26 protein-coding genes are annotated in these 23,706 nt (G+C 72.2%); 13 read left to right on the top strand and 13 right to left on the bottom strand.

What is annotated here, in order from left to right:
• The 3 genes from D581_RS0115215 to D581_RS0115205 all read right to left on the bottom strand — a co-directional run.
• Positions 1-348: hypothetical protein (locus D581_RS0115215; protein ID WP_018958077.1), on the bottom strand; the 348-nt coding region annotated here is incomplete at its 3' end.
• Between the two features lie 196 nt (positions 349-544).
• Entirely contained in the window at positions 545-1,054 is a 510-nt protein-coding gene (locus D581_RS0115210; protein WP_018958076.1) for a flavin reductase family protein, read from the bottom strand.
• A gap of 196 nt (positions 1,055-1,250) precedes the next feature.
• On the bottom strand, positions 1,251-1,577 hold the full coding sequence (locus D581_RS0115205; RefSeq protein ID WP_018958075.1) for a TlpA family protein disulfide reductase: 327 nt from the start codon (positions 1,575-1,577) through the stop codon (positions 1,251-1,253).
• A gap of 232 nt (positions 1,578-1,809) precedes the next feature.
• Here D581_RS0115205 and D581_RS0115200 point away from each other — a divergent pair, with 232 nt between their 5' ends.
• Positions 1,810-2,532, top strand: coding sequence for a lysophospholipid acyltransferase family protein (locus D581_RS0115200; protein WP_018958074.1), 723 nt, complete (start codon positions 1,810-1,812; stop codon positions 2,530-2,532).
• Positions 2,533-2,566: 34 nt separating this feature from the next.
• Here the strand turns inward: D581_RS0115200 and D581_RS0115195 are convergent, their stop codons facing one another.
• The 5 genes from D581_RS0115195 to D581_RS0115175 form a co-directional block, all read right to left on the bottom strand.
• A complete protein-coding gene (locus D581_RS0115195) occupies positions 2,567-3,259 on the bottom strand; it encodes a phenylalanine--tRNA ligase beta subunit-related protein (protein WP_018958073.1) in 693 nt (230 codons plus the stop codon).
• Positions 3,260-3,323: 64 nt separating this feature from the next.
• A complete protein-coding gene (locus tag D581_RS0115190; protein ID WP_018958072.1) occupies positions 3,324-3,923 on the bottom strand; it encodes a transglutaminase-like domain-containing protein in 600 nt (199 codons plus the stop codon).
• A 78-nt stretch (positions 3,924-4,001) separates the two neighbouring features.
• The gene (locus tag D581_RS0115185; RefSeq protein ID WP_018958071.1) at positions 4,002-5,063 is read right to left on the bottom strand and encodes a threonine aldolase family protein; all 1,062 of its coding nucleotides are present in this window, start codon (positions 5,061-5,063) and stop codon (positions 4,002-4,004) included.
• Positions 5,060-5,827 (bottom strand): SDR family NAD(P)-dependent oxidoreductase, encoded by a 768-nt coding sequence (locus D581_RS0115180; protein WP_018958070.1) that lies wholly within the window; start codon positions 5,825-5,827, stop codon positions 5,060-5,062. The genes D581_RS0115185 and D581_RS0115180 overlap by 4 nt, the downstream gene beginning before the upstream one ends.
• A 26-nt stretch (positions 5,828-5,853) precedes the next feature.
• Positions 5,854-7,251 carry a DUF6421 family protein gene (locus tag D581_RS0115175; protein WP_026290533.1) on the bottom strand — a complete coding sequence of 466 codons (1,398 nt, stop codon included), beginning with the start codon at positions 7,249-7,251 and terminating at the stop codon, positions 5,854-5,856.
• 342 nt (positions 7,252-7,593) lie between these two features.
• Between D581_RS0115175 and D581_RS0115170 the strand changes: the two genes are divergently transcribed.
• Positions 7,594-8,244 carry a glycerophosphodiester phosphodiesterase family protein gene (locus D581_RS0115170; protein WP_018958068.1) on the top strand — a complete coding sequence of 217 codons (651 nt, stop codon included), beginning with the start codon at positions 7,594-7,596 and terminating at the stop codon, positions 8,242-8,244.
• Between the two features lie 11 nt (positions 8,245-8,255).
• On the opposite strand, the gene D581_RS0115165 is transcribed toward D581_RS0115170, so the two are convergent.
• Positions 8,256-8,831 (bottom strand): GNAT family N-acetyltransferase, encoded by a 576-nt coding sequence (locus D581_RS0115165; protein ID WP_018958067.1) that lies wholly within the window; start codon positions 8,829-8,831, stop codon positions 8,256-8,258.
• A gap of 289 nt (positions 8,832-9,120) precedes the next feature.
• On the opposite strand from D581_RS0115165, the gene D581_RS0115160 reads away from it, so the two are divergent.
• The 5 genes from D581_RS0115160 to D581_RS1000000141640 all read left to right on the top strand — a co-directional run bounded on the left by D581_RS0115160 (position 9,121) and on the right by D581_RS1000000141640 (position 12,557).
• Complete coding sequence (locus D581_RS0115160) at positions 9,121-9,729, top strand: DUF5134 domain-containing protein (protein WP_018958066.1); 609 nt, start codon at positions 9,121-9,123, stop codon at positions 9,727-9,729.
• A gap of 98 nt (positions 9,730-9,827) precedes the next feature.
• Positions 9,828-10,763, top strand: coding sequence for a M56 family metallopeptidase (locus D581_RS0115155; RefSeq protein WP_018958065.1), 936 nt, complete (start codon positions 9,828-9,830; stop codon positions 10,761-10,763).
• Positions 10,764-10,863: 100 nt separating this feature from the next.
• Positions 10,864-11,592, top strand: coding sequence for a phosphatase PAP2 family protein (locus D581_RS0115150; RefSeq protein ID WP_018958064.1), 729 nt, complete (start codon positions 10,864-10,866; stop codon positions 11,590-11,592).
• Positions 11,589-12,284 (top strand): HAD family hydrolase, encoded by a 696-nt coding sequence (locus D581_RS0115145; protein ID WP_018958063.1) that lies wholly within the window; start codon positions 11,589-11,591, stop codon positions 12,282-12,284. The genes D581_RS0115150 and D581_RS0115145 overlap by 4 nt, the downstream gene beginning before the upstream one ends.
• A 96-nt stretch (positions 12,285-12,380) precedes the next feature.
• Positions 12,381-12,557, top strand: coding sequence for a hypothetical protein (locus D581_RS1000000141640; protein WP_199787798.1), 177 nt, complete (start codon positions 12,381-12,383; stop codon positions 12,555-12,557).
• Between the two features lie 306 nt (positions 12,558-12,863).
• Here the strand turns inward: D581_RS1000000141640 and D581_RS0115135 are convergent, their stop codons facing one another.
• Complete coding sequence (locus tag D581_RS0115135) at positions 12,864-14,354, bottom strand: LVIVD repeat-containing protein (RefSeq protein WP_018958061.1); 1,491 nt, start codon at positions 14,352-14,354, stop codon at positions 12,864-12,866.
• A 158-nt stretch (positions 14,355-14,512) separates the two neighbouring features.
• On the opposite strand from D581_RS0115135, the gene D581_RS0115130 reads away from it, so the two are divergent.
• On the top strand, positions 14,513-15,199 hold the full coding sequence (locus D581_RS0115130; RefSeq protein ID WP_018958060.1) for a DUF305 domain-containing protein: 687 nt from the start codon (positions 14,513-14,515) through the stop codon (positions 15,197-15,199).
• Between the two features lie 88 nt (positions 15,200-15,287).
• On the top strand, positions 15,288-16,667 hold the full coding sequence (locus tag D581_RS0115125) for an FAD-dependent oxidoreductase (RefSeq protein ID WP_018958059.1): 1,380 nt from the start codon (positions 15,288-15,290) through the stop codon (positions 16,665-16,667).
• Positions 16,668-16,680: 13 nt separating this feature from the next.
• Here D581_RS0115125 and D581_RS0115120 read toward each other — a convergent pair whose 3' ends face one another.
• Both D581_RS0115120 and D581_RS0115115 read right to left on the bottom strand, forming a co-directional pair.
• Positions 16,681-17,412: a class I SAM-dependent methyltransferase gene (locus D581_RS0115120; RefSeq protein WP_018958058.1), complete on the bottom strand. Its 732-nt coding sequence runs from the start codon at positions 17,410-17,412 to the stop codon at positions 16,681-16,683.
• A gap of 102 nt (positions 17,413-17,514) precedes the next feature.
• On the bottom strand, positions 17,515-17,946 hold the full coding sequence (locus D581_RS0115115; protein ID WP_018958057.1) for a hypothetical protein: 432 nt from the start codon (positions 17,944-17,946) through the stop codon (positions 17,515-17,517).
• Positions 17,947-18,419: 473 nt separating this feature from the next.
• On the opposite strand from D581_RS0115115, the gene D581_RS0115110 reads away from it, so the two are divergent.
• From D581_RS0115110 to D581_RS0115095, 4 genes are all read left to right on the top strand, one after another.
• Positions 18,420-19,505: a WD40/YVTN/BNR-like repeat-containing protein gene (locus D581_RS0115110; protein ID WP_018958056.1), complete on the top strand. Its 1,086-nt coding sequence runs from the start codon at positions 18,420-18,422 to the stop codon at positions 19,503-19,505.
• A gap of 44 nt (positions 19,506-19,549) precedes the next feature.
• Complete coding sequence (locus tag D581_RS0115105; protein ID WP_026290531.1) at positions 19,550-20,227, top strand: uracil-DNA glycosylase; 678 nt, start codon at positions 19,550-19,552, stop codon at positions 20,225-20,227.
• A complete protein-coding gene (locus tag D581_RS0115100) occupies positions 20,224-21,327 on the top strand; it encodes a BadF/BadG/BcrA/BcrD ATPase family protein (protein ID WP_018958054.1) in 1,104 nt (367 codons plus the stop codon). The genes D581_RS0115105 and D581_RS0115100 overlap by 4 nt, the downstream gene beginning before the upstream one ends.
• 166 nt (positions 21,328-21,493) lie before the next feature.
• Positions 21,494-22,417 carry a sirohydrochlorin chelatase gene (locus D581_RS0115095; protein ID WP_026290530.1) on the top strand — a complete coding sequence of 308 codons (924 nt, stop codon included), beginning with the start codon at positions 21,494-21,496 and terminating at the stop codon, positions 22,415-22,417.
• Positions 22,418-22,638: 221 nt separating this feature from the next.
• On the opposite strand, the gene D581_RS0115090 is transcribed toward D581_RS0115095, so the two are convergent.
• Entirely contained in the window at positions 22,639-23,694 is a 1,056-nt protein-coding gene (locus D581_RS0115090) for a lactonase family protein (protein WP_018958052.1), read from the bottom strand.
• Positions 23,695-23,706: the final 12 nt, after the last annotated feature.

Below are 23,706 nucleotides of genomic sequence, written 5' to 3'. Positions count from 1 at the left end.
CACCAGGTCATACCCGGCCTTCTCCACAGCCTTCGCCAGCACCAGCGACGTACCCATCACATCACTGCCGTGCAGATCGTCGTCCTCGACGTGAACCGCCTTGTCCGCACCCATCGACAACGCCTTGCGCAACGCGTCCTTGGCATCCTCCGGACCCACCGTCACCACGGTGATCTCCGCATCGTCCGCCCCGTCAGCGATCTGCAACGCCTGCTCGACCGCGTACTCGTCCAGCTCCGACAACAGACCGTCGACATCCTCACGATCCAGCGTCAGGTCATCGGCGAAACGCCGGTCACCGGTCGCGTCGGGCACGTACTTCACACAGACAACGATCCTCAAGCTCACGCCGGCTCTCCTACTGCATCGTCATTTCCGGGCTGCCTTGTTGCACGCAGCATAGGCGCCTTGTCGGGCCGGATCCGGTCAGGACGACCGAGGCTCCGAGCCTGATATTACTCGCCAGTACACCCAGTCTCCTGCCCCCGGGCAAGCGCCGCGCACTGTGACCTTGCCAACGCGGCGGGCCTGTGCGTGCGCGTCCTCAGTCTCGCAGAGCCGTGAACCGTCCCTGGTGGTAGACCAGCGGGCGATCGACGCCGGAGGGCGCGCCCGCCACCGCCTCGGCGATGACGATGCGGTGGTCCCCGGCCGGGACACGGGTCACGACGCGGCAGACGAGCCAGGCGGACACGCCGGCGAGCAGCGGAACGCCTTCGGGCCCACTGCTCCACTCGGTCGACGGGCCGAAGCGGTCGGCTCCGCTGCGGGCGAACGTCGCGGCCAGTTCCCGCTGGTCCTCGCCGAGTATGTGAACGCCGACATGAGCGGCCTCGGACAGCACCGGCCAGCTGGAGGAGGACGTACCGATCCCGAAGGAGATCAGCGGGGGTTCGGCGGCGACGGAGGTCAGCGAGGTGGCGGTGAAACCGACCGGGCGCTCCCCCGCGGCGGTGATCACGGCCACGCCGGCGGCGTGGCGGCGGAAGACCGAGCGGAAGAGTTCGGGGGTGGCGGCCGTCGGGGCAGGGGCGAGATCGGGCGTTGCCGTCATGGACGTGTCCTTCTGCGGAAGTGGCGTACGGGTCCGTGGGGGCTCAGACACCCGGACAACGCGCACTCGCATGGCGTGCGAGGTCCACATGGACCCGGCCGTAAAGAAGGAGTTCTGGCGGCATAACGTCAGACTGACGATGCGGAGCGGGCGCAGTCAAGGGCGGTCCGGAATGTGGGAGAAGCGTCACGGTCCGTCATATGGCGTGTCCCAGCGCCGCGACGACGTCGACGGTGCGGGGCTGGCCGGATGCCCGGCGGACCACCCGGCCCTCGGCGTCGAGCACGAGGACGGTCGGCGTCTTCGTGATGTCCAGCTGCCGTACCAGCGCGAGACTGGCCTCGGCGTCGATCTCGATATGGGCGACCCCGTCGATCATCCCGGCCACCTCGCCGAGGGTGCGGCGGGTCGCCCGGCACGGCTGGCAGAAGGCGCTGGAGAACTGGACGAGCGTCGCGCGTTCTCCGAGTTCCGCACCGAGTCGGGATGCGTCGAGTCGCTGTCCGTGGGTCCGGCGATCCACCTGGTGCCTCCTGATCAGAGTTCTTCGTAAGAGGTCAGCACCGGCCACCGCCCATGCATTCCCCGCAGCTCCGGGGGTACGCGCACGTGACGAGAATCTCGCGCCCCGTGTCCGTCGGGACTGGCCAGGGACTCGCGCATGGGGCACCATCGCCACAATGCCGAAAACCTACGGCTGCGTAACTTCCGCCGGGAGAACCCTCCCCAGGCGCTGAAGAAGGGTCTTCATCCAGATGGCAGAACTCGTCTATCGACCGGTCATCGGCGCCGCTCGCACCCTGTTCAAGGCGCTCGACCTGAAGATCGACACTCAGGGTTCGGAGCACATCCCGAAGACCGGTGGCGCGGTGCTGGTCAGCAACCACATCAGTTATCTCGACTTCATCTTCACCGGGCTGGGGGCCCTGCCGCAGAAGCGGCTGGTGCGGTTCATGGCGAAGGAATCGGTCTTCCGGCACAAGATCTCCGGTCCGCTGATGCGGGGAATGAAGCACATCCCGGTCGACCGCGACCAGGGCGAGGACGCGTACGCCCACGCCCTACGGTCGCTGCGTTCCGGTGAGATCATCGGAGTGTTCCCCGAGGCCACCATCTCGCAGTCCTTCACCCTGAAGAGCTTCAAGTCGGGTGCCGCGCGCCTCGCCCAGGAGGCCGGGGTCCCGCTGATCCCGATGGCGCTCTGGGGCACGCAGCGGATCTGGACGAAGGGGCGCCCGCGCAATTTCCAGCGCAGCCACATCCCGATCACCATCCGCGTCGGCGAGCCCATGGAGGCACCCTCCGACCAGTACGCCGGCGCCATCACCCGGCGGCTGCGGGAGCGGGTTCAGGAGTTGCTGGAGGCGGCGCAGCGGGCCTACCCGGTGCGCCCGAAGGACGCGAGCGACACGTGGTGGGTGCCGGCCCATCTCGGCGGTACGGCCCCGACGCCCGCCGAGGTACGCGAGCTCGGCTGACAGCCACCCCCACGACAACCACGGCGGCGTCGCTTCACCGCGGCCCGTGGACGGTGATCCGCGCCCCGGGGCTCAGCCGCTCCAGGGTCGCGGCGAGTTCGGCGCCCGCGGCGTCGAGTGCGCCGTTCGCCATGGGCGCGAGGCCCTCCAGCAGGAAGACGGCGTTGACCGACTCCTCGGTGAGCCGGGTGCGCACGCCCTGACGCCAGTTCCAGCGGCGGCAGGTGACACCCTCGTCGTCGCACCAGACGACTTCGCCGGGCTCGGGGTGTTCCACCGTCTCCTCGCCGCCGGCGACGGTGAGGAAGGGCTCGTCGCCCGTCGCGCGGATCAGCCGCATCCCGCCCTTGATGTGGTCGGTGTCCTCGCCGCCGACCGGGACGAGGTGAGCGACGCTGATCGCGTTGTAGGCGTCGACCAGCCGGTTGATGCGGGGCAGGCCGCCGTCGGCGAGGGCGCGCCGGGCGAGCGCCTCGGCCGAGTTGCGGGTGCGGGAGGGCTTGGCCCCGAACGCCGAGTAGACCTCGCGCCAGGCGGCGATGCGTGGGTCCTCGTGCGGGGCGCGGCCCTCCAGGCGCTCGGCGAGCCTGCGGGCGGCGTCGTCCAGCAGGGCGGCGCTACGGGCGTCACTGGGGCCGTTGACCAGGCCGTGCGCCTCGACGACGAGGGGAGTGAAGCCCGGTGCGACGGCGCGCACCTCGTCGGACACGGTGAACGTGAGGGTCATCGTCTGCTTGCTGCCTTACTCGGTTCGGTGGCATGGGTGCGGTGGTCCGGGCGCGGGACCGCGTTCAGAGGGCCGCGGGGAGGTTCCGCAGCAGCTCCGAGCGGTCCCGGGCGCTCTTCAGCGCATGGAGGATCACCGCGGGTGGTGCAACATAGACTACTGGATAGTCGAATTCGTTGAACTCTTCGAGAGTCACCCAGGCCAGCCGCTCCTCCTCCAGCGAGAACTGCGCGTCGATGCCCGGCTTGTTGCCCCGCGGGTCCACCCGCGCCCACTCCACGGCCCCGGGGAGCCGCAACGCGACCAGGCCGTGAAGCACCGGGGTCGCACCATCCTTGCCGACCAGGCGTTGGTAGCAGAGGCCGGCCGGAATGCCGCCGGCCCGCAGCAGCGCCGTGAGCGCGATCGACTTGGCGTAGCAGATGCCGGTACGGGCGGCGAGCACGTCGGAGGCGCGCCACGTGACGCGCGGGTCCCCCGAGTCGGCGGAGTGCGGAATGGTGTCGCGGACGAACTCGAAGGCGGCCCGCGCGTATGTGTATGCGGTGTCGGCGTCGAGCGCGAGGCGGGTCGCCGTCTCGCCGACCCGAGGATGGTCGTGGTCGATGACCTCGTCGGCGGCCAGATACGCGTCAATGTCCGGGGACTGCTGTGTCAGCTCCATGAGTGGAGAGCGTACGAAGCGGTCGACCGGAAGTCCATCAATTTCCGGTCGACCGCATATTCATGCAGGGCGACGCGCTTAGCGCGCCATCTCTTCCTTGAGTGCCTGGACGAAGGCGTCGACGTCGTCCTCTCCGGTGTCGAACGCGCACATCCAGCGGACGTCCCCGGCCGCCTCGTCCCAGAAGTAGAAGCGGAAGCGCTGCTGGAGCCGCTCGCTGACCGCGTGCGGCAGCCGGGCGAACACGGCGTTGGCCTGGACCGGGTAGAGGATCTGAACCCCGTCGATCGCCCGGACGCCCTCGGCGAGCCGCTGGGCCATGGCGTTGGCGTGCCGGGCGTTGCGCAGCCACAGGTCCCTGGCGAGCAGCGCCTCCAGCTGGACGGAGACGAAGCGCATCTTGGAGGCGAGCTGCATGGAGAGCTTGCGCAGGTGCTTCATCGCCCGGACCGCGTCCGGGTTCAGCACGACGACGGCCTCACCGAAGAGCGCGCCGTTCTTCGTGCCGCCGAAGGACAGCACATCGACGCCGACCGTGTTGGTGAACGTCCGCATCGGCACGTCCAGCGAGGCGGCGGCGTTGGCTATCCGGGCCCCGTCGAGGTGCACCTTCATGCCGCGCTCGTGGGCGTGGTCACAGATGGCACGGATCTCGTCCGGGGTGTAGACGGTGCCCAGTTCGGTGTTCTGGGTGATCGAGACGACCTGCGGCATGGCCCGGTGCTCGTCGTCCCAGCCGTACGCCTGCCGGTCGATGAGCTCCGGCGTGAGCTTGCCGTCCGGCGTGGGCACGCCGAGGAGCTTCAACCCGCCCATCCGCTCGGGCGCGCCGCCCTCGTCCACGTTGATGTGCGCGGACTCGGCGCAGATGACGGCGCCCCAGCGGTCGGTGAGAGCCTGGAGGGCGACCACGTTGGCGCCCGTGCCGTTGAAGACCGGGAAGGCCTCGGCGGTGGCGCCGAAGTGGCTGTGCATCACGCGCTGGAGGTGGCCGGTGTAGTCGTCCTCGCCGTAGGCGACCTGGTGGCCGCCGTTGGCGAGGGCGAGGGCCGCGAGGACTTCCGGGTGCGCGCCGGCGTAGTTGTCACTGGCGAAGCCGCGTACCCGCGGGTCGTGGTGACGTCGCGCGTCGGTCCTCACGTTTGCGGGGTCAGCCACAGGCGCTTTCCGTTCACTTCGGGGGCGGGCTTGTCCCAGACGCCGGCGATGGCCTCGGCCAGCTCCGTGACGTCGGTGAAGCCCGCGAACTTCGCATTCGGGCGCTCGGCGCGCATGGCGTCGTTCACCAGTGCCTTGACCACCAGGATCGCAGCAGCGGCCGCGGGCCCGTCCTCGCCCCCCGCCTTGCGGAAGGCGTCGCCGAGCGCGAGGGTCCACGCCTCGGCGGCGGCCTTGGCGGAGGAGTAGGCGGCGTTGCCCGCGGTGGGCTTGCTGGCTCCCGCGGCGCTGATCAGGAGATAGCGGCCCCGGTCGCTGCGCTCAAGGGCCTCCTGGAAGGCCAGCGAGGTCGACTGGACGGTGCGGATGAGCAGCTTCTCCAGGGCGTCCCAGTCGGAGAGCACGGTCTCCTGGAACGACGGGCTGCCGCGCCAGCCGCCGACGAGATGGACCAGGCCGTCGATGCGGCCGAACTCCGCCTCGGTGCGCTTGGCCCAGTCCCGGGTGGCGTCGAGGTCGAGCAGATCGACGGTCTCGCCGGTGACGGTCGCGCCCCCATGGGCGTACCGGGCGGCGTCCACCGCCTCGGCGAGCCGTTCGGGGTGGGCGTCGCACCCGACGACCGTCGCGCCCGCCTCGGCCAGCCGCAGCAGGGTCGCCCGGCCGGCGGGGCCGGCCGCTCCGGCGACCGCGACCACGGCTCCTTCGAGCACACCGGTCCCCTCGCCCGTGCCGTTCACGTTCATGGCCACCGCCTCCTCGGGAGAATGGTTCACGCGGCTGCCCGCTCGTCGTTCGCCGCGGTGATTCCCTTGGCAGAGGCAATCACGTGCTTCAGCTTCTTGGCGAGCGCCTCATAGAACATGCTCAGGGGAAACTCGTCCGGAAGCACGTCGTCGACGAGCTTGCGAGGAGGAAGTGTGAGGTCCAGGGCGTCGGGACCCTTGGCCCAGCGGGACCCCGGGTGCGGGGCGAGGTACGTGGACACGAGGTCGTACGCGGCGAACCAGTGGACCAGCTTCGGGCGGTCGATGCCGTCGCGGTAGAGCTGCTCGATCTCGCCGCAGAGCTGGTTGGTGACCTCCGGGGCACGGGCCCAGTCGATCTTCAGGGTGTTGTCGGTCCAGCGGACGACGTCGTGCTTGTGGAGGTACGCGAAGAGCAGCTGGCCGCCGAGGCCGTCGTAGTTGCGGACGCGCTCGCCGGAGACCGGGAAGCGGAACAGCCGGTCGAAGAGCACCGCGTACTGCACGTCACGGCCGTGGGCGTTGCCCTCGGACTCCAGTTTCACGGCCTCCTTGAAGGCGGTGAGGTCGCAGCGCAGCTCCTCCAGGCCGTACATCCAGAACGGCTGGCGCTGCTTGATCATGAACGGGTCGAACGGCAGGTCGCCGTGGCTGTGGGTGCGGTCGTGGACCATGTCCCACAGGACGAACGCCTGCTCGCAGCGGTGCTGGTCGCCGACCATCTCGCGGATGTCGTCGGGCAGTTCCAGGCCGAGCAGGTCGACGGAGGCCTCGGTGACGCGGCGGAAGCGGGCGGCCTCGCGGTCGCAGAAGATGCCGCCCCAGCTGAAGCGCTCGGGGGCCTCGCGCACGGCGATGGTCTCCGGAAAGAGCACCGCGGAGTGGGTGTCGTAGCCGGCGGTGAAGTCCTCGAAGGCGATGCCGCAGAAGAGCGGGTTGTCGTAGCGGTTCGCCTCCAGGTCGGCGAGCCAGTCGGGCCAGACCATCCTCAGGACGACCGCTTCGAGGTTGCGGTCGGGGTTGCCGTTCTGCGTGTACATCGCGAAGACGACGAGGTGCTGGAGACCGTCGGTCCGGTCCTTCGCGGGCTGGAAGGCCAGCAGCGAGTCCAGGAAGTCGGGGACGCGGAAGCCGTCGGCGGCCCAGCGGCGCAGGTCGGTGACGAGCGCGCGGTGGTAGGCGGCGTCGTGCGGGAGGAGCGGGGAGAGCTCCTCGACCGCTCCGGTCACCCGGTCGAGGACCCGCTCGACGACGGCCGGGGACGGGGCGCCCTCGGCTTCGAAGTCGATGGATCCGTCCTTGGACTGCCAGGGGCGGATCTCCTCGACGGCATCCTTGAGCACGGGCCAGGCCGGGTGTTCGACCACCCGCTGGGCCGTAACTATCGCGCCGTCGGTGGCATCGCGCACAAGAATTTCCGTCATAACACTTCCTCCACGGGACAACCTCGCGTGGATTCACCGTAACCGTGCGGGGTTCCTCCCGACAAGTGGGGCCCTGGAAATTATCCTGCGTACCCCCCATGGTCACCGCCGTTTTTCCTGTCGTATCCCGGGTAGGCGCACAGTTCAATCAGTCGCTCCCGGGCACGGGCGACCGGGCCCGCACAGCGGGGGACATCGCGGGCCCCGGCCGCTACCCTCCCCAGTGCCGCATTGCCGTACCTCCGCTTGCCGCACCTCCGCGCGGGCAGGAGCAGTCGACGGACCGCCGCCGACGGAAACGAGGTCGCCTTGTCATTTCTCACCCTGGGTCATCGCGGAGTGATGGGCGTCGAGCCCGAGAACACCCTGCGCTCCTTCGTCCGCGCCGAGGCGTCCGGAATGGACGCCATCGAGCTGGATCTCCATCTCAGCAAGGACGGCGCGCTCGTCGTGATGCACGACGTGGACGTGGACCGCACCACGGACGGGACCGGTCCGATCGCGGCCAGGACCCTGGCGGAGCTGCGCGAGCTCGATGCCGGCCAGGGCGAGCGGATCCCCGTCTTCGAGGAGGTGCTGAAGGCCGTCTCCTCCCCGCTCCAGGCGGAGATCAAGGACGTGGCGGCGGCCCGCGCCCTGGCGGACGTGATCCGGGAGCGCGATCTCGTCGGCCGGGTGGAGGTGTCCTCGTTCCACGACGAGGCCGTCACCGAGATCGCGCGGCTGGTGCCGGGCGTGCGCACGGTCCTGATCGCCAGCCGCTGGGGCTCGGACGTGGTGGACCGGGCGAAGGCGGCGGGCGCGGCGACCCTCGCGCTGAACATCCGCCGCCTCACCCTGGAGGTCGTCGAACGGGCCCACTCCGAGGGGGTGAAGGTGATCGGCTGGGTGGTGAACACCCAGGACCACCTGCGTCTGGCGCGGGCGCTGGGCCTGGACGGCGCGACGACCGACTTCCCCGAGATCCGCCGCGCCGGGCGCTTCACCGCCTGAGCCGGGCGTCCTCAGGCGTCCTTCCCCGCGTCACTCACCTCAAGGTTCTTGACGAGCAGTTCAAAGGCCAGGTCGTCGCGCTGAGGAATCCCGAAGCGCTCGTCGCCGTACGGGAACGGGGTGAGCACGCCCGTACGGCGGTAGCCCCGGCGCTCGTACCAGGCGATCAGGTCCTCGCGCACCGAGATCACCGTCATGTGCATCTCGCCGACGCCCCAACTCTCCCTGGCGGTGCGCTCCGCCTCCGCGATGATCAGCTTGCCGAGTCCGCCGCCCTGAAGTCCCGGCCGCACCGCGAACATGCCGAAGTAGGCCGCGTCGCCCCGGTGTTCGAGCTGGCAGCAGGCGACGAGGCCGCCGTCGCGCTCGACCGCGAGAAGGCGGCCCGCGGGAGCGTCGATGACCTCGCGCACACCCTGCTCGTCGGTCCGCTGCCCCTGGAGGATGTCGGCCTCGGTGGTCCAGCCGGTGCGGCTGGAGTCACCTCGGTAGGCGGACTCGATGAGGGTCACCAGCGCCGGCACGTCGTCCTCGGTCGCGTCGCGGAAGGTCAGCCGGGCCGCGTCGGGGGGCGTGGCGGTGTCCATGGTGGGGTGCTCCGTCTCTCTGCTGCCGTACACACTTCTTGTGCTGCCGTACGCGTTCCCTGCTGCCGTACACCCTTCTGTACGGCCATACGCGTTCCCTGCTGCCCTACGCACGGTCACGGTCTCCGCCGTCGCACGTGCGGTCGAGAGTAACGCGACCCGAAGCGCCCCCGGCGGGCCCCGACGCACCCCCTTCACACCCCCGTGCGCCGGATTCGGCGGCGGCCCCCCGGGCATCGATGGGACGACCCGCAACAGTGCCGTACGTCCGACCGGGGGGAGGCGCGCCGTGCACGGAGGGGCCCTGACCGGCTGGCTGCTGATGGCGTTGTGCGCGGTGAGCGGCGCCTACTGCCTGCTGCGTACCCGCGCGGGGACGCCGCGGGAGCGCCGCACCGCACGCTCGGAGGCGCTCATGGGTTTCGGCATGGCGGCGATGGCCGTTCCGGCGGCGGTGGTGTCGCCCCCGGACTGGGCCTGGGCGGTGTACGCGGTGCTGTTCGGCGCGGCCGCGCTGCGAGCACTGCGCCCCGCCCTGCGCGGCGGCCACCATCTGCACCATCTCGTCGGCTCCCTGGCCATGGTCTACATGGCCGGGGCGATGGCCCCCGCGGTCACGGAAAGCGGCGGGGGCGGGCATGCCGGGCACGGAGCGGGCGCCGGCGCCGGCGGCCTACCCCTGCTGACCGGCGCGCTGCTCGTCTACTACGCGTTCTACGTGCTGGGCTCGGCCGGCCGTCTGCTGCCCGGGACCGTCGCGGTCCCGGCCGGCGGGGCGGCCCCCGCCCCCGGGACCCTTGGGGGATTCGGGGGCGCGTCGGACGGACTGTCCGAGCTCACGACGGCGTGCAGGCTGACGATGGGCATCGGCATGTTCGCCATGCTGCTCACCCTGTGAGACAGGAAGTGGGACAGAACCCCCGGCAAACCGTGGTCTACGTCACTTGCCGGTCGCGGCCGTACCCGCGGCCGACCCGCCCCTCCTAAGCTGAGACCATGCTGGTCTCCCTCGCGCTGCTGCTGCTCGGTGCATTGACCGCCCTGGTGACTCCCCGCGTGATGGCGCGCGCCCGGTGGCCGGAGCGGGAACCCGTGGTGGCCCTGTGGGTCTGGCAGTGCGTGGTGGCCGCGGTCCTGATGTCGTTCGCCCTGTCCATGACGCTGAGCGCGGCCGCCGCCTGGCAGGCGGTGCGCGGCCATGTCTTCGCCCCCGCCCCGCACGCCGTCGTCGAGGCGTACGCCCTGGCGGCGTACGGGCCGTGGTCGGCGGTCATCGCGGTGTTGCTGGCGATGGGCGGGCTGTGGTCCGGGGCGATGCTGCTGAGGGAGATCCGGCGGGCACGGCGTCGCCGTGAACAGCGTCGGGCGGAACTGCTGGTGCGTTCCCCGCTGATGCCGGGCGAGGAGCCGGGCGCCGACCGCCTCGTGGTGCTGGAGGGCGAACGCCCCGACGCCTGGTGGCTGCCCGGCACGGCTCCGCAACTCGTCATCACCACCGCCGCTCTGGGACGCCTGAAGGGCCGTCAGCTCGATGCCGTGCTCGCCCATGAGCAGGGGCACGCCCAGGCCCGGCACGACTGGCTGCTGCACTGCTCGTCGGCGCTGGCGATCGGCTTCCCGCAGATCCCGGTGTTCGCCGCGTTCCGCGACGAGATGCACCGGCTGGTCGAACTGGCCGCCGACGACGTGGCGTCACGCCGCTTCGGCCGGCTGACGACCGCGCTCGCGCTCGTCGGACTCAACGAGGACCGCGGAGTGTTCGGCCCCTGCCCCACCCCGCAGGCCCAAGTGCCGCTCCGGGTCAACCGGTTGCTGGCCCCGGTCGAACGGCTGACGGCGGGCCGCAGGCTCCGGCTGACAGCCGCCGCCGCGCTGGTCCCGGTCGTTCCGGTGTTCGTGGCCTTCGTCCCGGGGCTCCGCGCGCTGGGTTAGGGCTTTCGTGCGGATCAGGAACCGGGGCCGTGACGCCCCGCACGCCCTCGGCCGCCCCCCGGGTTGGCCTTCGGGCGGTGTCCTCCGCGAGGATCACCCCATGTCCTCCCCCCTCTCCCGCCTCCGCTCGCCGGATCCCTCCCTCCGCACCGCGCCCGCCCTGTGGACCGGAGCCGTCGTCGGCGCGGCCGCTCTCGTACTGCTCGTGCTGGTCGCGGCGCGCTGGTCGCCGCTGATGTCCCTGGACCGGACGGTCGCCGACGCCCTGCACCGGCACGCGGTGACCGATGCCGGTCTGGTGCGGGTGAGCCGGGTGCTGACGGACTGGGTGTGGGATCCCTGGACCATGCGCGCCCTGATCGCGGCGGCGGTGGTCGCCCTGTGGTGGCGGGGCGCGCGCCCGCTCGCCCTCTGGCTGGCCGCGACGAGCCTGGTCGCCACCCTCCTCCAGCAGGGGCTGAAGGCGGCGGTGGACCGGGAGCGCCCGCAGTGGCCCGATCCGGTGGACTCGGCCCACTACGCGGCCTTCCCCTCCGGGCACGCCATGACGGCCGTCGTGACCTGCGGCCTGTTCGTCTGGCTGCTGTGGCTGTACGGCGCCGGCCCCCGCGTCCGGGCCGCGGTGCTGGCCGTGGCGGTGGTCTCGGCGGTCGGTGTGGCGGCGACCCGGGTGTACCTAGGGGTGCACTGGCTGACCGATGTCGTGGGCGGCGCGCTGCTGGGGGTGGCCGTGGTGGCGTTGAGCGCCGCGGCGTACGCCCGGTACGCGGCGGCGCGGGAGGGCGCCCTTGTCGGCACGGGGACGGACCGGGAAGGATCGCGCCCATGATGGTCAGAGGCGTGCTGTTCGACTTCTCCGGAACCCTGTTCCGTATCGAGCCGGTCCGTGACTGGCTCGCCGCCGTGCTGCGCGAGCAGGGCGTCGACGTCACCCCGGAGGATTTCGAGCGGTACGTGAGCGGGCTCACGGAGGCCGGCGCCCTCCCGGGCGGCCCGCCCCCGGTCCGGGTCCCCGAGAGGCTGGCCGGGGTGTTGTCCCGCCGGGACCTGAGCGCCGCCCTGCACCGCGAGGCGTACACCGGTCTGGCCCGGGGTGTCACCCTGCCCGATCCGGGGCTGTACGACGCGCTGTACGACCGCCATATGCGGCCGGAGGCCTGGCGGCCCTATCCGGACGCCGGGGAGGTGCTGGCGGGGCTGCGGAGGGCGGGGATCGCGGTGTGCGTGGTCAGCAACATCGGGTGGGACCCGCGCCCGGTCTTCCGCGCGCACGGGCTGGACGCCCTGGTCGACGCCTATGTCCTGTCCTTCGAGCACGGGCTCCAGAAGCCCGACGCGGGGCTGTTCCGCATCGCCTGTTCGCTGATCGGCCGGGAGCCGGCGGACGTGGTCATGGTCGGTGACGACCGGGTCGCGGACGGTGGCGCGGCCGCTCTGGGCTGTGGGGTCCGGTTCGTGGACCACCTGCCGGTGGCGGAGCGGCCTGACGGCCTGCGTTCGCTGGGTCTCGTGCCGGAATGAGGCCCGCGGCGAACAGAGGAGATCGGGCCGGGGTGTGAGGCATATCCCGCCGCGGAGGGGGTAGGGGAAGCGGCTCGTGGCCGTAGCCTGGTGGACATGTCCCCCATGCCGTCGTCCCTGTCCGCTCGTTCCGCAGCCCAGGTCAACACGGAGATCCGCGACCTGTGGCAGCGTTCGGGCGGGTGCCTGACGCCGCAGGACGAGGCGGAGTACCAGCGGCTGCTGGTGGAGTGGGCCGCCGCCACCGGCGGAAGCGTTCGCACCGCCGCCTGACCGCCGTAACCGCGGTTCGGCGGCACCGTAGGCCTGTGCGGAGATCGCGCCCGATCCGGCGATCCCCCGCGTCGCCGGATCCGGGCGCACCCTCGGCGTGCCCCGTGGGACACGGCCGCGGACCGCGCCGGGGACCGGAGTTGCGGAGTCCGCCGTCGCAGGGATCCAGCATGTCCCCACCCGGCTCATCGGTCAATGAATTTCCGGCGGCACACGCACCGGGGCCGGTCTCTGCCGGGCAGGCGACCGCCTGGCAGAGACCGGCCCCGGATGCGGGAACAACCGGACCGCGGGACCCCTGACGGATCAGCGGTCGAAGTAGTCCGGCTGCGTCTGCGCGTTGAGCTCGTCCAGCTCGACCCGCTCGGCCGGATCGGTGCGCCGGTCCTTCAGCTTCAGCACGTCGAAGCCCTTGGCGATGTCACTGGAGTAGATGTGACCGTTGTAGTAGTACGCCGACCAGGGGCCGGCCGTGGTGACCCGGTCGAGCGTGACCGGGCCGCGCTCGAAGAAGGCGATCTCCTTGGGCTTGGAGGAGTTGGTGAAGTCCCATACGGAGATGCCGCCCTGGTACCAGGCCTGGACCATCAGGTCGCGGCCCTTCACCGGGATGAGGGAGCCGTTGTGCGCGACACAGACCTCGGCGTCGGCCTGGTGCCGGTCGATCTTGAAGTAGCTGCGGAACACCAGCTTGCGCTGGTCGCCCTTGCCGACGATGTCGTAGATGCCGTTGGCGCCCCGCTTCGGTCCGATCTCCGCGTTGCAGGTGGCCGCGCCGCCCCCACCGAGCTCGTCGGTGAAGACGACCTTGTTCGCACCCTGGTTGAAGGTCGCCGAGTGCCAGAACGCGAAGTTCACGTTGTCCTGGACACGGTGGATGATCTTCGGGTGCTCCGGGTCCTCGATGGAGAACAGCAGGCCGTCACCCATGCAGGCGCCGGCGGCGAGGTCCTTGGAGGGCAGCACCGTGATGTCGTGGCAGCCGGTCGTCTTGGAGACACCGGGGTTCTCCGGCGCACCGGGGTTGCCGCCGTCCGGGAAGAGCACCGGGAAGTTCACGATCCGGGCCTTCTGGGGCGCCTTGACCGGCACCTTGATGATGGAGATCCCGTCGTGCGGCGGCTTGCAGTCCGGGAACGTCTCGTTGGGCGCGTACGAGGAGACGTACACGTACACGTTCTTGCCGTCCGGCACCAGCGTGTGCGTGTGGGAACCGCAGGCGGTCTCCACGGCGGCGATGTACTTCGGCTGCCGCTTGTCGCTGATGTCGAAGATCTTCATGCCCTCCCAGGAGGACTTCTCCGTGGCGGGCTGGGAGGTGCTGGAGCAGGAGTCGTCGCTGCGCGAGGAGTCCGTCGACAGGAACAGCAGGTTCCCGGAGACCGAGATGTCGTTCTGCGAACCGGGGCAGAGCACCTGCGCGACGGTCTTCGGCTTCTTCGGCTTGCTGATGTCGTAGATGACGAAGCCGTCGTAGTTGCCGACGTACGCGTACTTCCCCTGGAAGGCGAGGTCCGTGTTGAGGCCCTTGAGGGCGCCCTTCGGTACGTTCGTCAGGTGCTTGATGTTGGAGCTGTGGACGATCTCGTCCACGCCGGGTATGTCACCACCGGCAATCGCGGCCCTGGCCTCGGCCTGCTCGCTCTTGGTGACGGAACCGCGCTCGGCCGGGGCATCGCCCGGGTCGGGGGTGGCGGCCGCTGTGGTGGCCGTCAGCAGCGTGGCGAGGAGTCCGGCCGCGGCTGCCACCGCGCCCAGACGTCTGCGCCGCACGCGGGTGGTGTGCAACGAGGTCACTGCGTCCTCCCTTGTCTCCGTTCGGGGTCGAACGGTTCATGAATCCCCGGCAGTATCGTCCCTCTCATGTACACAACAACAGATGGCAACACAGACGTAATAAAAGTTTTTGATCTTCGCACGGTGGAAGCGTGTTAGGACGGTCCGCAACAAACCATGTGGCACAGGAGGTCGCCGTGTTGATCCATCGCCGGTCCGCAGTTCTGCGCTCAACCTCTCTCGCGGCGACGGCCGTTGCCGCCGTGCTCGTCCTGGGAGCCTGTGAGGCGGGCAGCGGTGACGGGGCGTCGGACAAGGCCAAGGGCACGGGTCCGGGCGTGGTCGCGCCCGGCAGACCGGGCGAGCCCGCCCGGACGCTCTCCGCCGAGGAGGCCGTCAAGGAGGCCGGTCAGGACACCGCCAACTCCGCCGACTTCCGCTACGCGCGGATGATGATCGAACATCACGGCCAGGCGATCGTGATGACCGGGCTGGTCCCGGAACGGGCCTCCGCCGACACCGTCAAACGGCTCGCGGATCGCATATCGGCAGGCCAGAAGCCGGAGATCGGCGCGATGGAGGGGTGGCTGCAGAAGAACAGCGGCGACCGGCGCGAGGAGAGCCACGACCACGCCACGATGCCCGGCATGGCGACCGATGCCCAGCTCGCCAGGTTGCGCGCCGCCGAGGGAAAGGCCTTCGACAAGCTCTTCCTGGAGCTGATGATCACCCACCACCAGGGGGCGATCACCATGGCCACGGAGGCGCTCACCGAAGGGAACGACGTCATCGTCGAGGAGATGGCGAGCGACGTGGTCGCCCAGCAGACCGTGGAGATCGACCGGATGCGCGGGCTGATGGACTGAGCCATCCGGCCGAACGCCCCGTGCACCGGGCGGTGCGGATCGGCCGGGCGGTGCCATCCTGGAGGGAACCTCCGGGAAGAGGTGCGTCGTGCTCTCCGTCGCCGTCGTCGGTTCCGGTCCCAGCGGGGTCTATACCGCTCAGGCCCTGCTCCAGCAGTCGCTCGTGCCCGATGTGCGCGTGCACGTCCTGGACCGGCTGCCCACCCCGTACGGACTCGTGCGGTACGGGGTGGCCCCCGACCACGAGAAGATCAAGTCGCTGCAGAACAGTCTGCGGGCGGTGCTGGAGGACAACCGGGTCACCTTCGTGGGCAACGTCGGCGTCGGCGGGGCGGAAGGGGTCTCCCCCGCCCGGCTCGCGGAGCTCTACCACGCGGTCGTCTACTGCGTCGGGGCATCGGCCGACCGGGCGCTCGCGGTGCCGGGCGAGAGGCTGCCGGGCAGTTACTCCGCCACCCGCTTCGTCTCCTGGTACAGCGCCCATCCGGACGTCGGCACCGACCCGTTCGTCCTGGACGCCCGCTCGGCCGTCGTGATCGGCGTGGGCAACGTGGCGGTCGACGTGGCCCGGATCCTGGCCCGCGGCGCCGACGAGCTGCGGGCCACCGACGTGCCCCGCGCGGCGCTCAGCGCGCTGGAGGAGAGCCAGGTGCGCGACGTGCACATCGTGGGCCGCCGGGGCCCTTCCCAGGCCCGGTTCACCACCAAGGAGCTGCGGGAGCTGGGGGCGCTGCCCGGGGCGCGGGTCGTCGTCGACCCGGCGGAGCTCGCGCTGGACCCCGCGTACGCCGCTCCGGACGGCCTGCCCGGAGCGCTGCCGCCGCCCGCCGTGGTGCGGCGCAACCTGGAGGTCCTGCGCGGCTGGTCGGCGGCCGGGGAGCCGGCGGCGGCCGACGCCGGACGCCGTATCCGGCTGCGGTTCTTCCTGCGGCCGGCGGAGCTGCTGGAGCGCGACGGACGGGTCGCCGGGGTGCGGTTCGCCCGGACGGCTCCGGACAGCGGGGGCGGGGTCCGGGACACCGGCGCGTACGAGGACGTCGAGGCGCAACTGGTCCTGCGGGCGGTCGGCTATCGGGGGGTGGAGCTGCCGGGACTGCCCTTCGATCCGGTGCGCGGCACAGTGCCGCACGCGGCGGGCCGGGTGCTGCGGGACGGGACGCCGGCGCCGGGCGAGTACGTGGCGGGATGGATCAAGCGGGGGCCGACCGGGGTGATCGGTTCGAACCGCTCCTGCGCCAAGGAGACGGTGGCCTCGCTCCTGGAGGACGCGGCCGCGTTGAGGAGCCGCGCGGCGGTGGACGATCCGCTGGCCGTGCTGCGGGGGTGGGGGCTGCGGCCGGTGGAGTGGTCGGGCTGGCTGTCGATCGAGCGTGCGGAGGCGGAGCTGGGCCGGTCGCTGGGGCGCGGCCCGGTGAAGATCCCCGACTGGCCGGGGCTGCTGGGAGCGGCCCGGGACGGGGACCGCTGATCCGCTGCCCGCGTCATCCCTCCCGGGTCGCCACCACCAGCCGGGCCCGGGGGCTGCCGTCGGGGCGCGGGCCCAGCTCGGTCAGCGGGAGCAGCCGCACCGCGAATCCGGCCTGCGTCAGGTCCTCCAGCACGTCGCCGAGCGGGAACGTGCGGTAGTACATGACGAACGGCGGGCGCCACAGGGCGTTGCGCACCCGCATCGCCGCGTCGAAGCCGAACAGCGACCAGTAGGCGCGCGATCCCACCGGGGGCGGTGCGCCGATCGGGAAGACGAACCGCCCGCCCGGCCGGAGCGATCCGTGCACCTCGGCGAAGAGGCCGAAGCGTTCGGCGGGCAGGAAGTGGCCGAACGCGCCGAAGCTCAGGGCGAGATCGAAGGCGGGTGCGAAGGGCAGGGAGCGGGCGTCGGCCCGCACCCAGTGCACCGCCGGTCCCTCTCCCCCGGGCGGGAAGGCGGTGCGGGCCTCAGCGAGCATGCCCGCGCTGAAGTCGACGCCGACAGCGTGCTCCCGGCACAGCTGTCGGAGGACGCCGACCCCCGCGCCGGTGCCGCAGCAGACGTCGAGTCCGGTGTCGAAGGGGCCGAGCTCGCGTACCGCCCGGGTGACGGCGTCGAGAACGCGGTCAGGGGTGCGGTAGGGCGTCCGGTCGAACTTCGGGGCGAGGAGGTCGTATCCGCGCTCGGTCGAGGAGAGCGCCTGAACGGCCAGTTCGCGCACGGTGGGGCCCTGTTTGGTGAACATCACGGGCCACCCTACCGACGCTGCGTACCCGTCGCGGCCGGCCGGGGCACGGGTGGAGGCCCGGTGGGAGGATCCGGCGAGGCCTGGCGGGGCGGGGAAGCGTCAACGTCCTTCGGGAAGTCGCCGCTTGAGGGTGATGGCGGTATCGGCGGCGTACGCCTGGGTCCAGCTGCGGCCGGCGCCGGACTTCCAGGTGACGTGGACCGTGGAGCCGTCGGTCCGGGCGCTCTCCACGGTCATGGACCGGTCGCCGTCGCGCACGTCGCCGCGGCGCAGCTCGCCCGCCTCGACCGTGACGGGACGCTCCCCCGGCGCGTTCTCGGCCTCCTCGGCCGCCCGGAGGAGTACGGCGGCCAGCTCCCGGGCCGCCCCGGAGGTGCAGGACCAGACGAGCTCGCCGGCCGGGGGCGAGAGCCGGATGGAGACGCGGGGGCCGGGCTGCTCCCCCGCGGCGACCGCGAACCGCGCGGGCTCACCCGTGGTGACCGTGACCGGCACCGGGTGGCCGTCGGCGTCCGTGATCCCGCTGCGCATCGTCGTCTCCTCGGTGTCCCTGTCCCTGTCCCCGGCCGTGTCCGGGCCGTCGTCCGGCCCCCCGCCAGCATGTCAGCACCTTGCGGTTGGACGCGCGAGCGGGGCGGGGCGTGGTGTGTGCCGCCGGGGCACTGGCGGAGCGGCTCTCAGCTCCGGCAGACGTCCAGGCCACCGCGCGACGAATCTACCGCGCGCGGTGCGCCGAGCCGGTCGCCCGCAAGCGCTTTCTGCGCAGCTGAACGCCAGGGCCGCCGCCGCGGGACGCCGGTCAAGGGCGCGGCCCCCACCCGGACAGTCACCCCGGACGGAGGCCACGCCGACGGTCGCCCCGGACGGAGGCCACGCCGACGGTCACCCCGGGCGGAGGCCACGCCGACGCGACCGGGGCGGCGGGCGTGTGCGGGGGCCGCTGTCAGTGGCCCGGTGCAGACTGGCACTGTCCGGCACAACGGCGTTTCGGAAGGTCCAGGACCATGACCGACGTATTGCTCACCGCAGGCACCCGCAAGGGTCTCTTCATCGGCCGCAGGCACGGCGGGACGTGGGAGATCACGGGCCCGCACTTCAACGCGCAGGCGATCTACTCGGTCGCCGTGGACACCCGGGGGGACACCCCGAGAATTCTGGTCGGCGGGGACAGCGCGCACTGGGGGCCGTCCGTCTTCCACTCCGACGATCTGGGCGAGACCTGGACCGAGCCCCGGCAGCCCGCGGTGAAGTTCCCCAAGTCCACCGGGGCGTCGCTGGAGCGCGTATGGCAACTGCACCCGGCAGGACCCGAGGCGCCGGACGTGGTCTACGCGGGCACGGAGCCGGCCGCGCTGTTCCGTTCCGAGGACCGGGGCGAGTCGTTCGAGCTGGTCCGGCCGCTCTGGGAGCATCCGACCCGCTCGCGGTGGGAGCCGGGCGGCGGCGGCGAGGGGCTGCACACCGTCCTGACCGACCCCCGGGACGCCAAGGCCGTGACCGTGGCCGTGTCGACGGCCGGCGTGTTCCGGACCAAGGACGGCGGTGCGAGCTGGGCTCCGTCGAACAAGGGCGTCTCCGCGGTCTTCCTCCCGGATCCGGACCCGGAGTTCGGCCAGTGCGTGCACAAGGTCGCCCGGGACGCGGCCGACCCGGACCGGCTCTATCTGCAGAACCACTGGGGCGTGTTCCGCAGCGACGACTCCGGCGACCACTGGAGCGACATCGGCGCGGGCCTCCCCTCGGACTTCGGGTTCGCCGCCGTCGCGCACCCGCACCGCGGCGACACGGCGTACGTCTTCCCGATCAACGCCGACGCCGACCGGGTCCCGGCGGAGCACCGGTGCCGGGTGTTCCGCACGACCGACGCGGGGCGCACCTGGGAGCCGCTCACGGAGGGCCTGCCGGACGGGGCGCACTACGGCACGGTGCTGCGGGACGCGCTGTGCACGGACGACGCGGATCCCGCCGGGGTCTACTTCGGCAACCGCAACGGTGAGTTGTACGCCAGCGCGGACGACGGGGACAGCTGGCGGCAGCTCGCGTCGCATCTGCCGGACGTCCTGTGCGTGCGCGCGGTCGGGCTCGGCTGACGCCAGTTGATCGGAGTGGTCGTATCAGCAGTAGAGTGCGGGCCGTGGCAGCACGACCGTTGAAAGAGATCATCGAGCCGGGGTGGGCGGACGCCCTCGAACCCGTCGCCGAACGCGTCGCCGCTATGGGCGACTTCCTCCGCGCGGAGATCGCCGCGGGACGCACGTATCTGCCCTCTGGGGCTCATGTACTGCGGGCGTTCCAGCAGCCGTTCGAGGAGGTGAGAGTGCTGGTCGTCGGCCAGGATCCGTATCCCACCCCGGGGCACGCGATCGGGCTAAGCTTCGCGGTGGCGCCCGACGTCCGGCCGCTGCCGGGCAGTCTGGAGAACATCTTCCGGGAGCTGCAAGCGGACCTGGGGCTGCCCAGGCCGTCCAACGGCGATCTCACGCCCTGGACGCGGCAGGGGGTGCTGCTGCTCAACAGGGCGCTGACCACCGCGCCGCGGCGGCCCGCCGCCCACCGGGGGAAGGGCTGGGAAGAGGTGACCGAGCAGGCCATCAAGGCGCTGGTCGCCCGGGGCACGCCGCTGGTGTCGGTCCTGTGGGGGCGCGATGCCCGCAACCTGCGCCCGAAGTTGGGCGACTTCCCCGCGATCGAGTCCTCGCACCCCTCCCCCATGTCCGCCGACCGGGGCTTCTTCGGCTCGCGGCCGTTCAGCCGCGTCAACGAACTGCTGGAGCGCCAGGGGGCGCAGCCTGTGGACTGGCGGCTCCCGTGACCCGTCCCCCGGGTCCGGCCGACGCGGCCGGACCCGGCGCGTACGTCCTCGGGGTGGACTCCGGCGGCTCCGGTCTGCGGGTGGCGCTCGGCCGGGTGGAGCTGCCGGGGCCCCTCTCGACGACGCTCTGCGCGGAGCCGGTACGGACGGGGCCCGGCGGCATCGACGCCGGGCATCTGCTGGACCAGCTGCTGCCCGCCGCCCGGGAGTTGCTGGTCCGGGCGTCCGCCTCCACGATGGGTGGCCCCCCGGCGGGTGAGGTCGCGGCGCTGGCGATCGGGGCCGCCGGCATGGCCACGCTCGGCGATCGGTTGCGGTCGGAGCTGCCCGGCGCGCTCGCGGACGCGCTGGGAGTGCGCCGGCTGGCGCTGGCCGCCGACGCGGTGACCGCCTACGCGGGCGCGGTGGGACAGCGCCCGGGGGCGGTCGTCGCGGGCGGCACGGGCATGATCGCCCTCGGTACGGACCTGACGGAGTGGCACAGGGCCGACGGGTGGGGTCATCTTCTGGGTGACAGCGGCGGCGGTGCGTGGATCGGCCGTGCCGGGCTGGACGCGGCGATGCGGGCCCACGACGGGCGGCGCGGCGGCTCCCCCGCCCTGCTGGACCGGGTGCGGGCCGTGTTCGGACCGGCCGAGGCGCTGCCCGGGCTGCTCTATCCGCGCTCCGACCGGCCGGCCGTGCTGGCCTCGTTCGCCCCGGAGGTGGCGGCGTGCGCCGGAGCGGACCCGGTGGCCGCCGACATTCTTCGGCAGGCCGCCGGTCGTATCGCCGAGGCCGCGGCGGCTGTGTGCCCGAGGTCCGCCGGGACGGAAGCCGAGGACGGCGAGGGCGATGAAGTGGCCCTGACGGGTGGCTTGTTCAAGATGGGCGAGCCCTTGATCGCCCCCCTGCGCGAGGAGCTGGCGCGGCTGTTGCCGGGGGCCGGGGTGACCTCGGCGGCGGGCGATCCGCTGACCGGCGCACTCCGGATCGCGCGAGCCCTGGCTGCCGGAGATCTGCGCCTGCCGCTCCATCCGACCATGCTGTTCGTGCCCCGGGAGCACGGGAGCGGACAGCGCGGCGGAACGACGGTGCGCGACGAGCCCCGCACGGGGTGACGGTCGACGGGACGAAGGGGAGCCGAACAAAGGCCGACGGAACAGTCGACCCGACAGACAGGGACACTCCGGCGGTACGTCACTCATCGGACATAAGCGGATAGTTAACGCTCGACCGGACCCTCCCCGAACAGAGGGGCAGGCAAAACCAGTAGCATGCGGCGCCATGAGCACCCCCACTGGGCCCGCTTCCGGCCTGCCTGTACGAATGCCGCGACCTCGCCAGTCCGGACGGCACCGCCGCCCGGAGCCCGTGGTCGCACCCGAGGGCGCTGCCGCGCTCGTTCTCGCCGTTCCCGGTACCCCCTCCTCGGCCACGCGCAGTCTGGCCGAAGAGGTGATCAGCATCGCCCGTTCCGAGCTGCCCGGCCTCAACGCCCGGATCGGCTACCTCGACGGCGACGACGCCGAGTACCCGACCCTTGCCGCCGTTCTCGCCCACACCGCCGCCGAGCGCGTCGCGCGCTTCGAGCAGGCCGTCGCCGTCGGCCGCGAGGTCGCCGAGCCCGTGGGCCCGCCCGCCGTCGTGGTCCCGCTGCTCGCGGGTCCCGACAGCGCGCTGATCCGGCGGATACGGCAGGCCGTGATGGACAGCGGTACGCAGGCCGAGCTGACCGATGTGCTCGGCCCGCACCCGCTGCTCGCCGAGGCCCTGCACGTACGACTGTCGGAGGCCGGGCTGGCGCGCGCGGACCGCGCCAGGCTGTTCACCGTGGCCACCGCCGCCGACGGCATTGTGCTGGTCACCGTGGGTGGCGAGGAGGCCGTGCGGGCCGCCGGGATCACCGGGATGCTGCTGGCCGCCCGGCTCGCCGTGCCGGTGATGGCCGCCGCGCTGGACGTGGAGGGCTCGGTCGCCTCGATCGCGGAGCAGCTGCAGGGCTCCGGCTCCGCGCAGCTGGCCCTGGCGCCGTACCTGGTGGGTCCGGAGGTCGACCCCGGCCTGCTGGACGCCGCCGCGAAGGAGGCGGGCTGCGCGACGGCCGAGCCGCTGGGCGCCTACCCGGCGATCGGCAAGCTCGTGCTGTCCCTGTACGCCACGACGCTGGGCATCACGCCGGCGACGCCGCAGGGAGCTCAGGCGCACTGACCGGACGCCGTCGCCGTGGGGCGGCGGCTCGGGAAGCCGGACAGCGCGGCGGGCCCGGACGGGAGGAGATCTCCGGTCCGGGCCCGCCGCGCTGTCCGGGGGCCGGTGTCGGATACCTGCCCGGGGCAGCCGCAGTCGGGTGCGCCGTGCGAGGCGGTCGCCGTCAGACACGACCGTCCCGGGCGACCGCTGCCGAACGTGCTGCCCCTGGGCGACCGCTGTCAGACGAGGACGACGCAGGAAGCCGCGGGAACCTCGACGGAGCCCGCGTGCCGCGGGACGCCCGTCTCGGCGTCCACGGCGAACCAGCTGACGCTCCCGGAGTGCTCGTTGGCCGCGTACAGCCACTGGCCGCTCGGGTCGAGGGTGAGGTCGCGCGGCCAACGGCCGCCGCAGCCGACGGTGGCCACCAGGGCCGCCTTCTCGCCGCTCTCGTCGAGGGTGAGCACGGAGATGCTGTCGTGGCCCCGGTTGGCGGTCCACAGGAAGCGCCCGTCGTGCGCGACGACCACCTCGGACGGGTAGGTGCGCGCCGCGTCGTCGGCCGCCTCGTGCTCGGGCAGCACCGGTGTCTCGCCGAGCACGTCGAGACGGCCCGCGGCCGCGTCCCAGCGGCACACGGTGAGGGTCGGTTCCAGCTCGCCCAGGACGTAGGCGAACGAGCCCGAGGGGTGGAAGGCCAGATGGCGCGGACCGGTGCCGGGGCGCACGGCGGTCTCGCTGTGCAGGCGCAGGACGCCGGTGGCGGGGTCCAGGGCGCAGACGCGTACCGAGTCGGTGCCGAGGTCCACGCTGACCACCCAGTTCCCCGAGGGGTCCCCGAGCACCTGGTGGGCGTGCGGGGCTTCCTGGCGGCCGGTGTCCGGGCCGTTGCCCTCGTGCTGGAGCACCGAGGCCGCCGCTCCGAGCGAGCCGTCGGCGAGGACCGGCAGGGCGGTGACACCGCCGGAGGTGTAGTTGGCCGTGACCAGGTGGTTCGCGGCGAGCGCGAGGTGGGTGGGCGCATCGCCGTCGACGGCGCGGACGGGCCCCAGGAGCGCCGGCACGTCGCCGTCGAGGGCGAAGGCGGCGGCGACGCCCGGGGCGCTCTCGCCGACCGCGTACAGGACCGTGCCGCCCGGGCCGGCCGTGAGGAACGAGGGGTCGGGCACGGCGTCCGTGGACCCCAGCACCGTCAGCGCACCGGTGTCCCGGTCCACGGCGGCGGCGGTGATCCCGCGCCCGCCCGCCGAGGTGAACGACCCTATGAATGCCCGCCCGGCGCTGTTGCCGATCATCGCGCTACCCCT

The sequence above is a fragment of the Streptomyces sp. CNB091 genome (assembly GCF_000377965.1).
The sequence above is the reverse complement of the archived record's forward strand: the minus strand, read 5'-3'. Positions and strand labels throughout refer to the sequence as shown.

What these genes read in the sequence shown, in the direction of transcription:
- D581_RS0115210 (WP_018958076.1), bottom strand. Translation starts at nt 1,054, where the DNA reads ATGACGGCAACGCCCGATCTCGCCCCTGCCCCGACGGCCGCCACCCCC.
- D581_RS0115200 (WP_018958074.1), top strand. Translation starts at nt 1,810, where the DNA reads ATGGCAGAACTCGTCTATCGACCGGTCATCGGCGCCGCTCGCACCCTG.
- D581_RS0115195 (WP_018958073.1), bottom strand. Translation starts at nt 3,259, where the DNA reads ATGACCCTCACGTTCACCGTGTCCGACGAGGTGCGCGCCGTCGCACCG.
- D581_RS0115190 (WP_018958072.1), bottom strand. Translation starts at nt 3,923, where the DNA reads ATGGAGCTGACACAGCAGTCCCCGGACATTGACGCGTATCTGGCCGCC.
- D581_RS0115180 (WP_018958070.1), bottom strand. Translation starts at nt 5,827, where the DNA reads ATGAACGTGAACGGCACGGGCGAGGGGACCGGTGTGCTCGAAGGAGCC.
- D581_RS0115175 (WP_026290533.1), bottom strand. Translation starts at nt 7,251, where the DNA reads ATGACGGAAATTCTTGTGCGCGATGCCACCGACGGCGCGATAGTTACG.
- D581_RS0115170 (WP_018958068.1), top strand. Translation starts at nt 7,594, where the DNA reads ATGGGCGTCGAGCCCGAGAACACCCTGCGCTCCTTCGTCCGCGCCGAG.
- D581_RS0115165 (WP_018958067.1), bottom strand. Translation starts at nt 8,831, where the DNA reads ATGGACACCGCCACGCCCCCCGACGCGGCCCGGCTGACCTTCCGCGAC.
- D581_RS0115155 (WP_018958065.1), top strand. Translation starts at nt 9,828, where the DNA reads ATGCTGGTCTCCCTCGCGCTGCTGCTGCTCGGTGCATTGACCGCCCTG.
- D581_RS0115150 (WP_018958064.1), top strand. Translation starts at nt 10,864, where the DNA reads ATGTCCTCCCCCCTCTCCCGCCTCCGCTCGCCGGATCCCTCCCTCCGC.
- D581_RS0115145 (WP_018958063.1), top strand. Translation starts at nt 11,589, where the DNA reads ATGATGGTCAGAGGCGTGCTGTTCGACTTCTCCGGAACCCTGTTCCGT.
- D581_RS1000000141640 (WP_199787798.1), top strand. Translation starts at nt 12,381, where the DNA reads ATGTCCCCCATGCCGTCGTCCCTGTCCGCTCGTTCCGCAGCCCAGGTC.
- D581_RS0115120 (WP_018958058.1), bottom strand. Translation starts at nt 17,412, where the DNA reads ATGTTCACCAAACAGGGCCCCACCGTGCGCGAACTGGCCGTTCAGGCG.
- D581_RS0115115 (WP_018958057.1), bottom strand. Translation starts at nt 17,946, where the DNA reads ATGCGCAGCGGGATCACGGACGCCGACGGCCACCCGGTGCCGGTCACG.
- D581_RS0115110 (WP_018958056.1), top strand. Translation starts at nt 18,420, where the DNA reads ATGACCGACGTATTGCTCACCGCAGGCACCCGCAAGGGTCTCTTCATC.
- D581_RS0115095 (WP_026290530.1), top strand. Translation starts at nt 21,494, where the DNA reads ATGAGCACCCCCACTGGGCCCGCTTCCGGCCTGCCTGTACGAATGCCG.
- D581_RS0115090 (WP_018958052.1), bottom strand. Translation starts at nt 23,694, where the DNA reads ATGATCGGCAACAGCGCCGGGCGGGCATTCATAGGGTCGTTCACCTCG.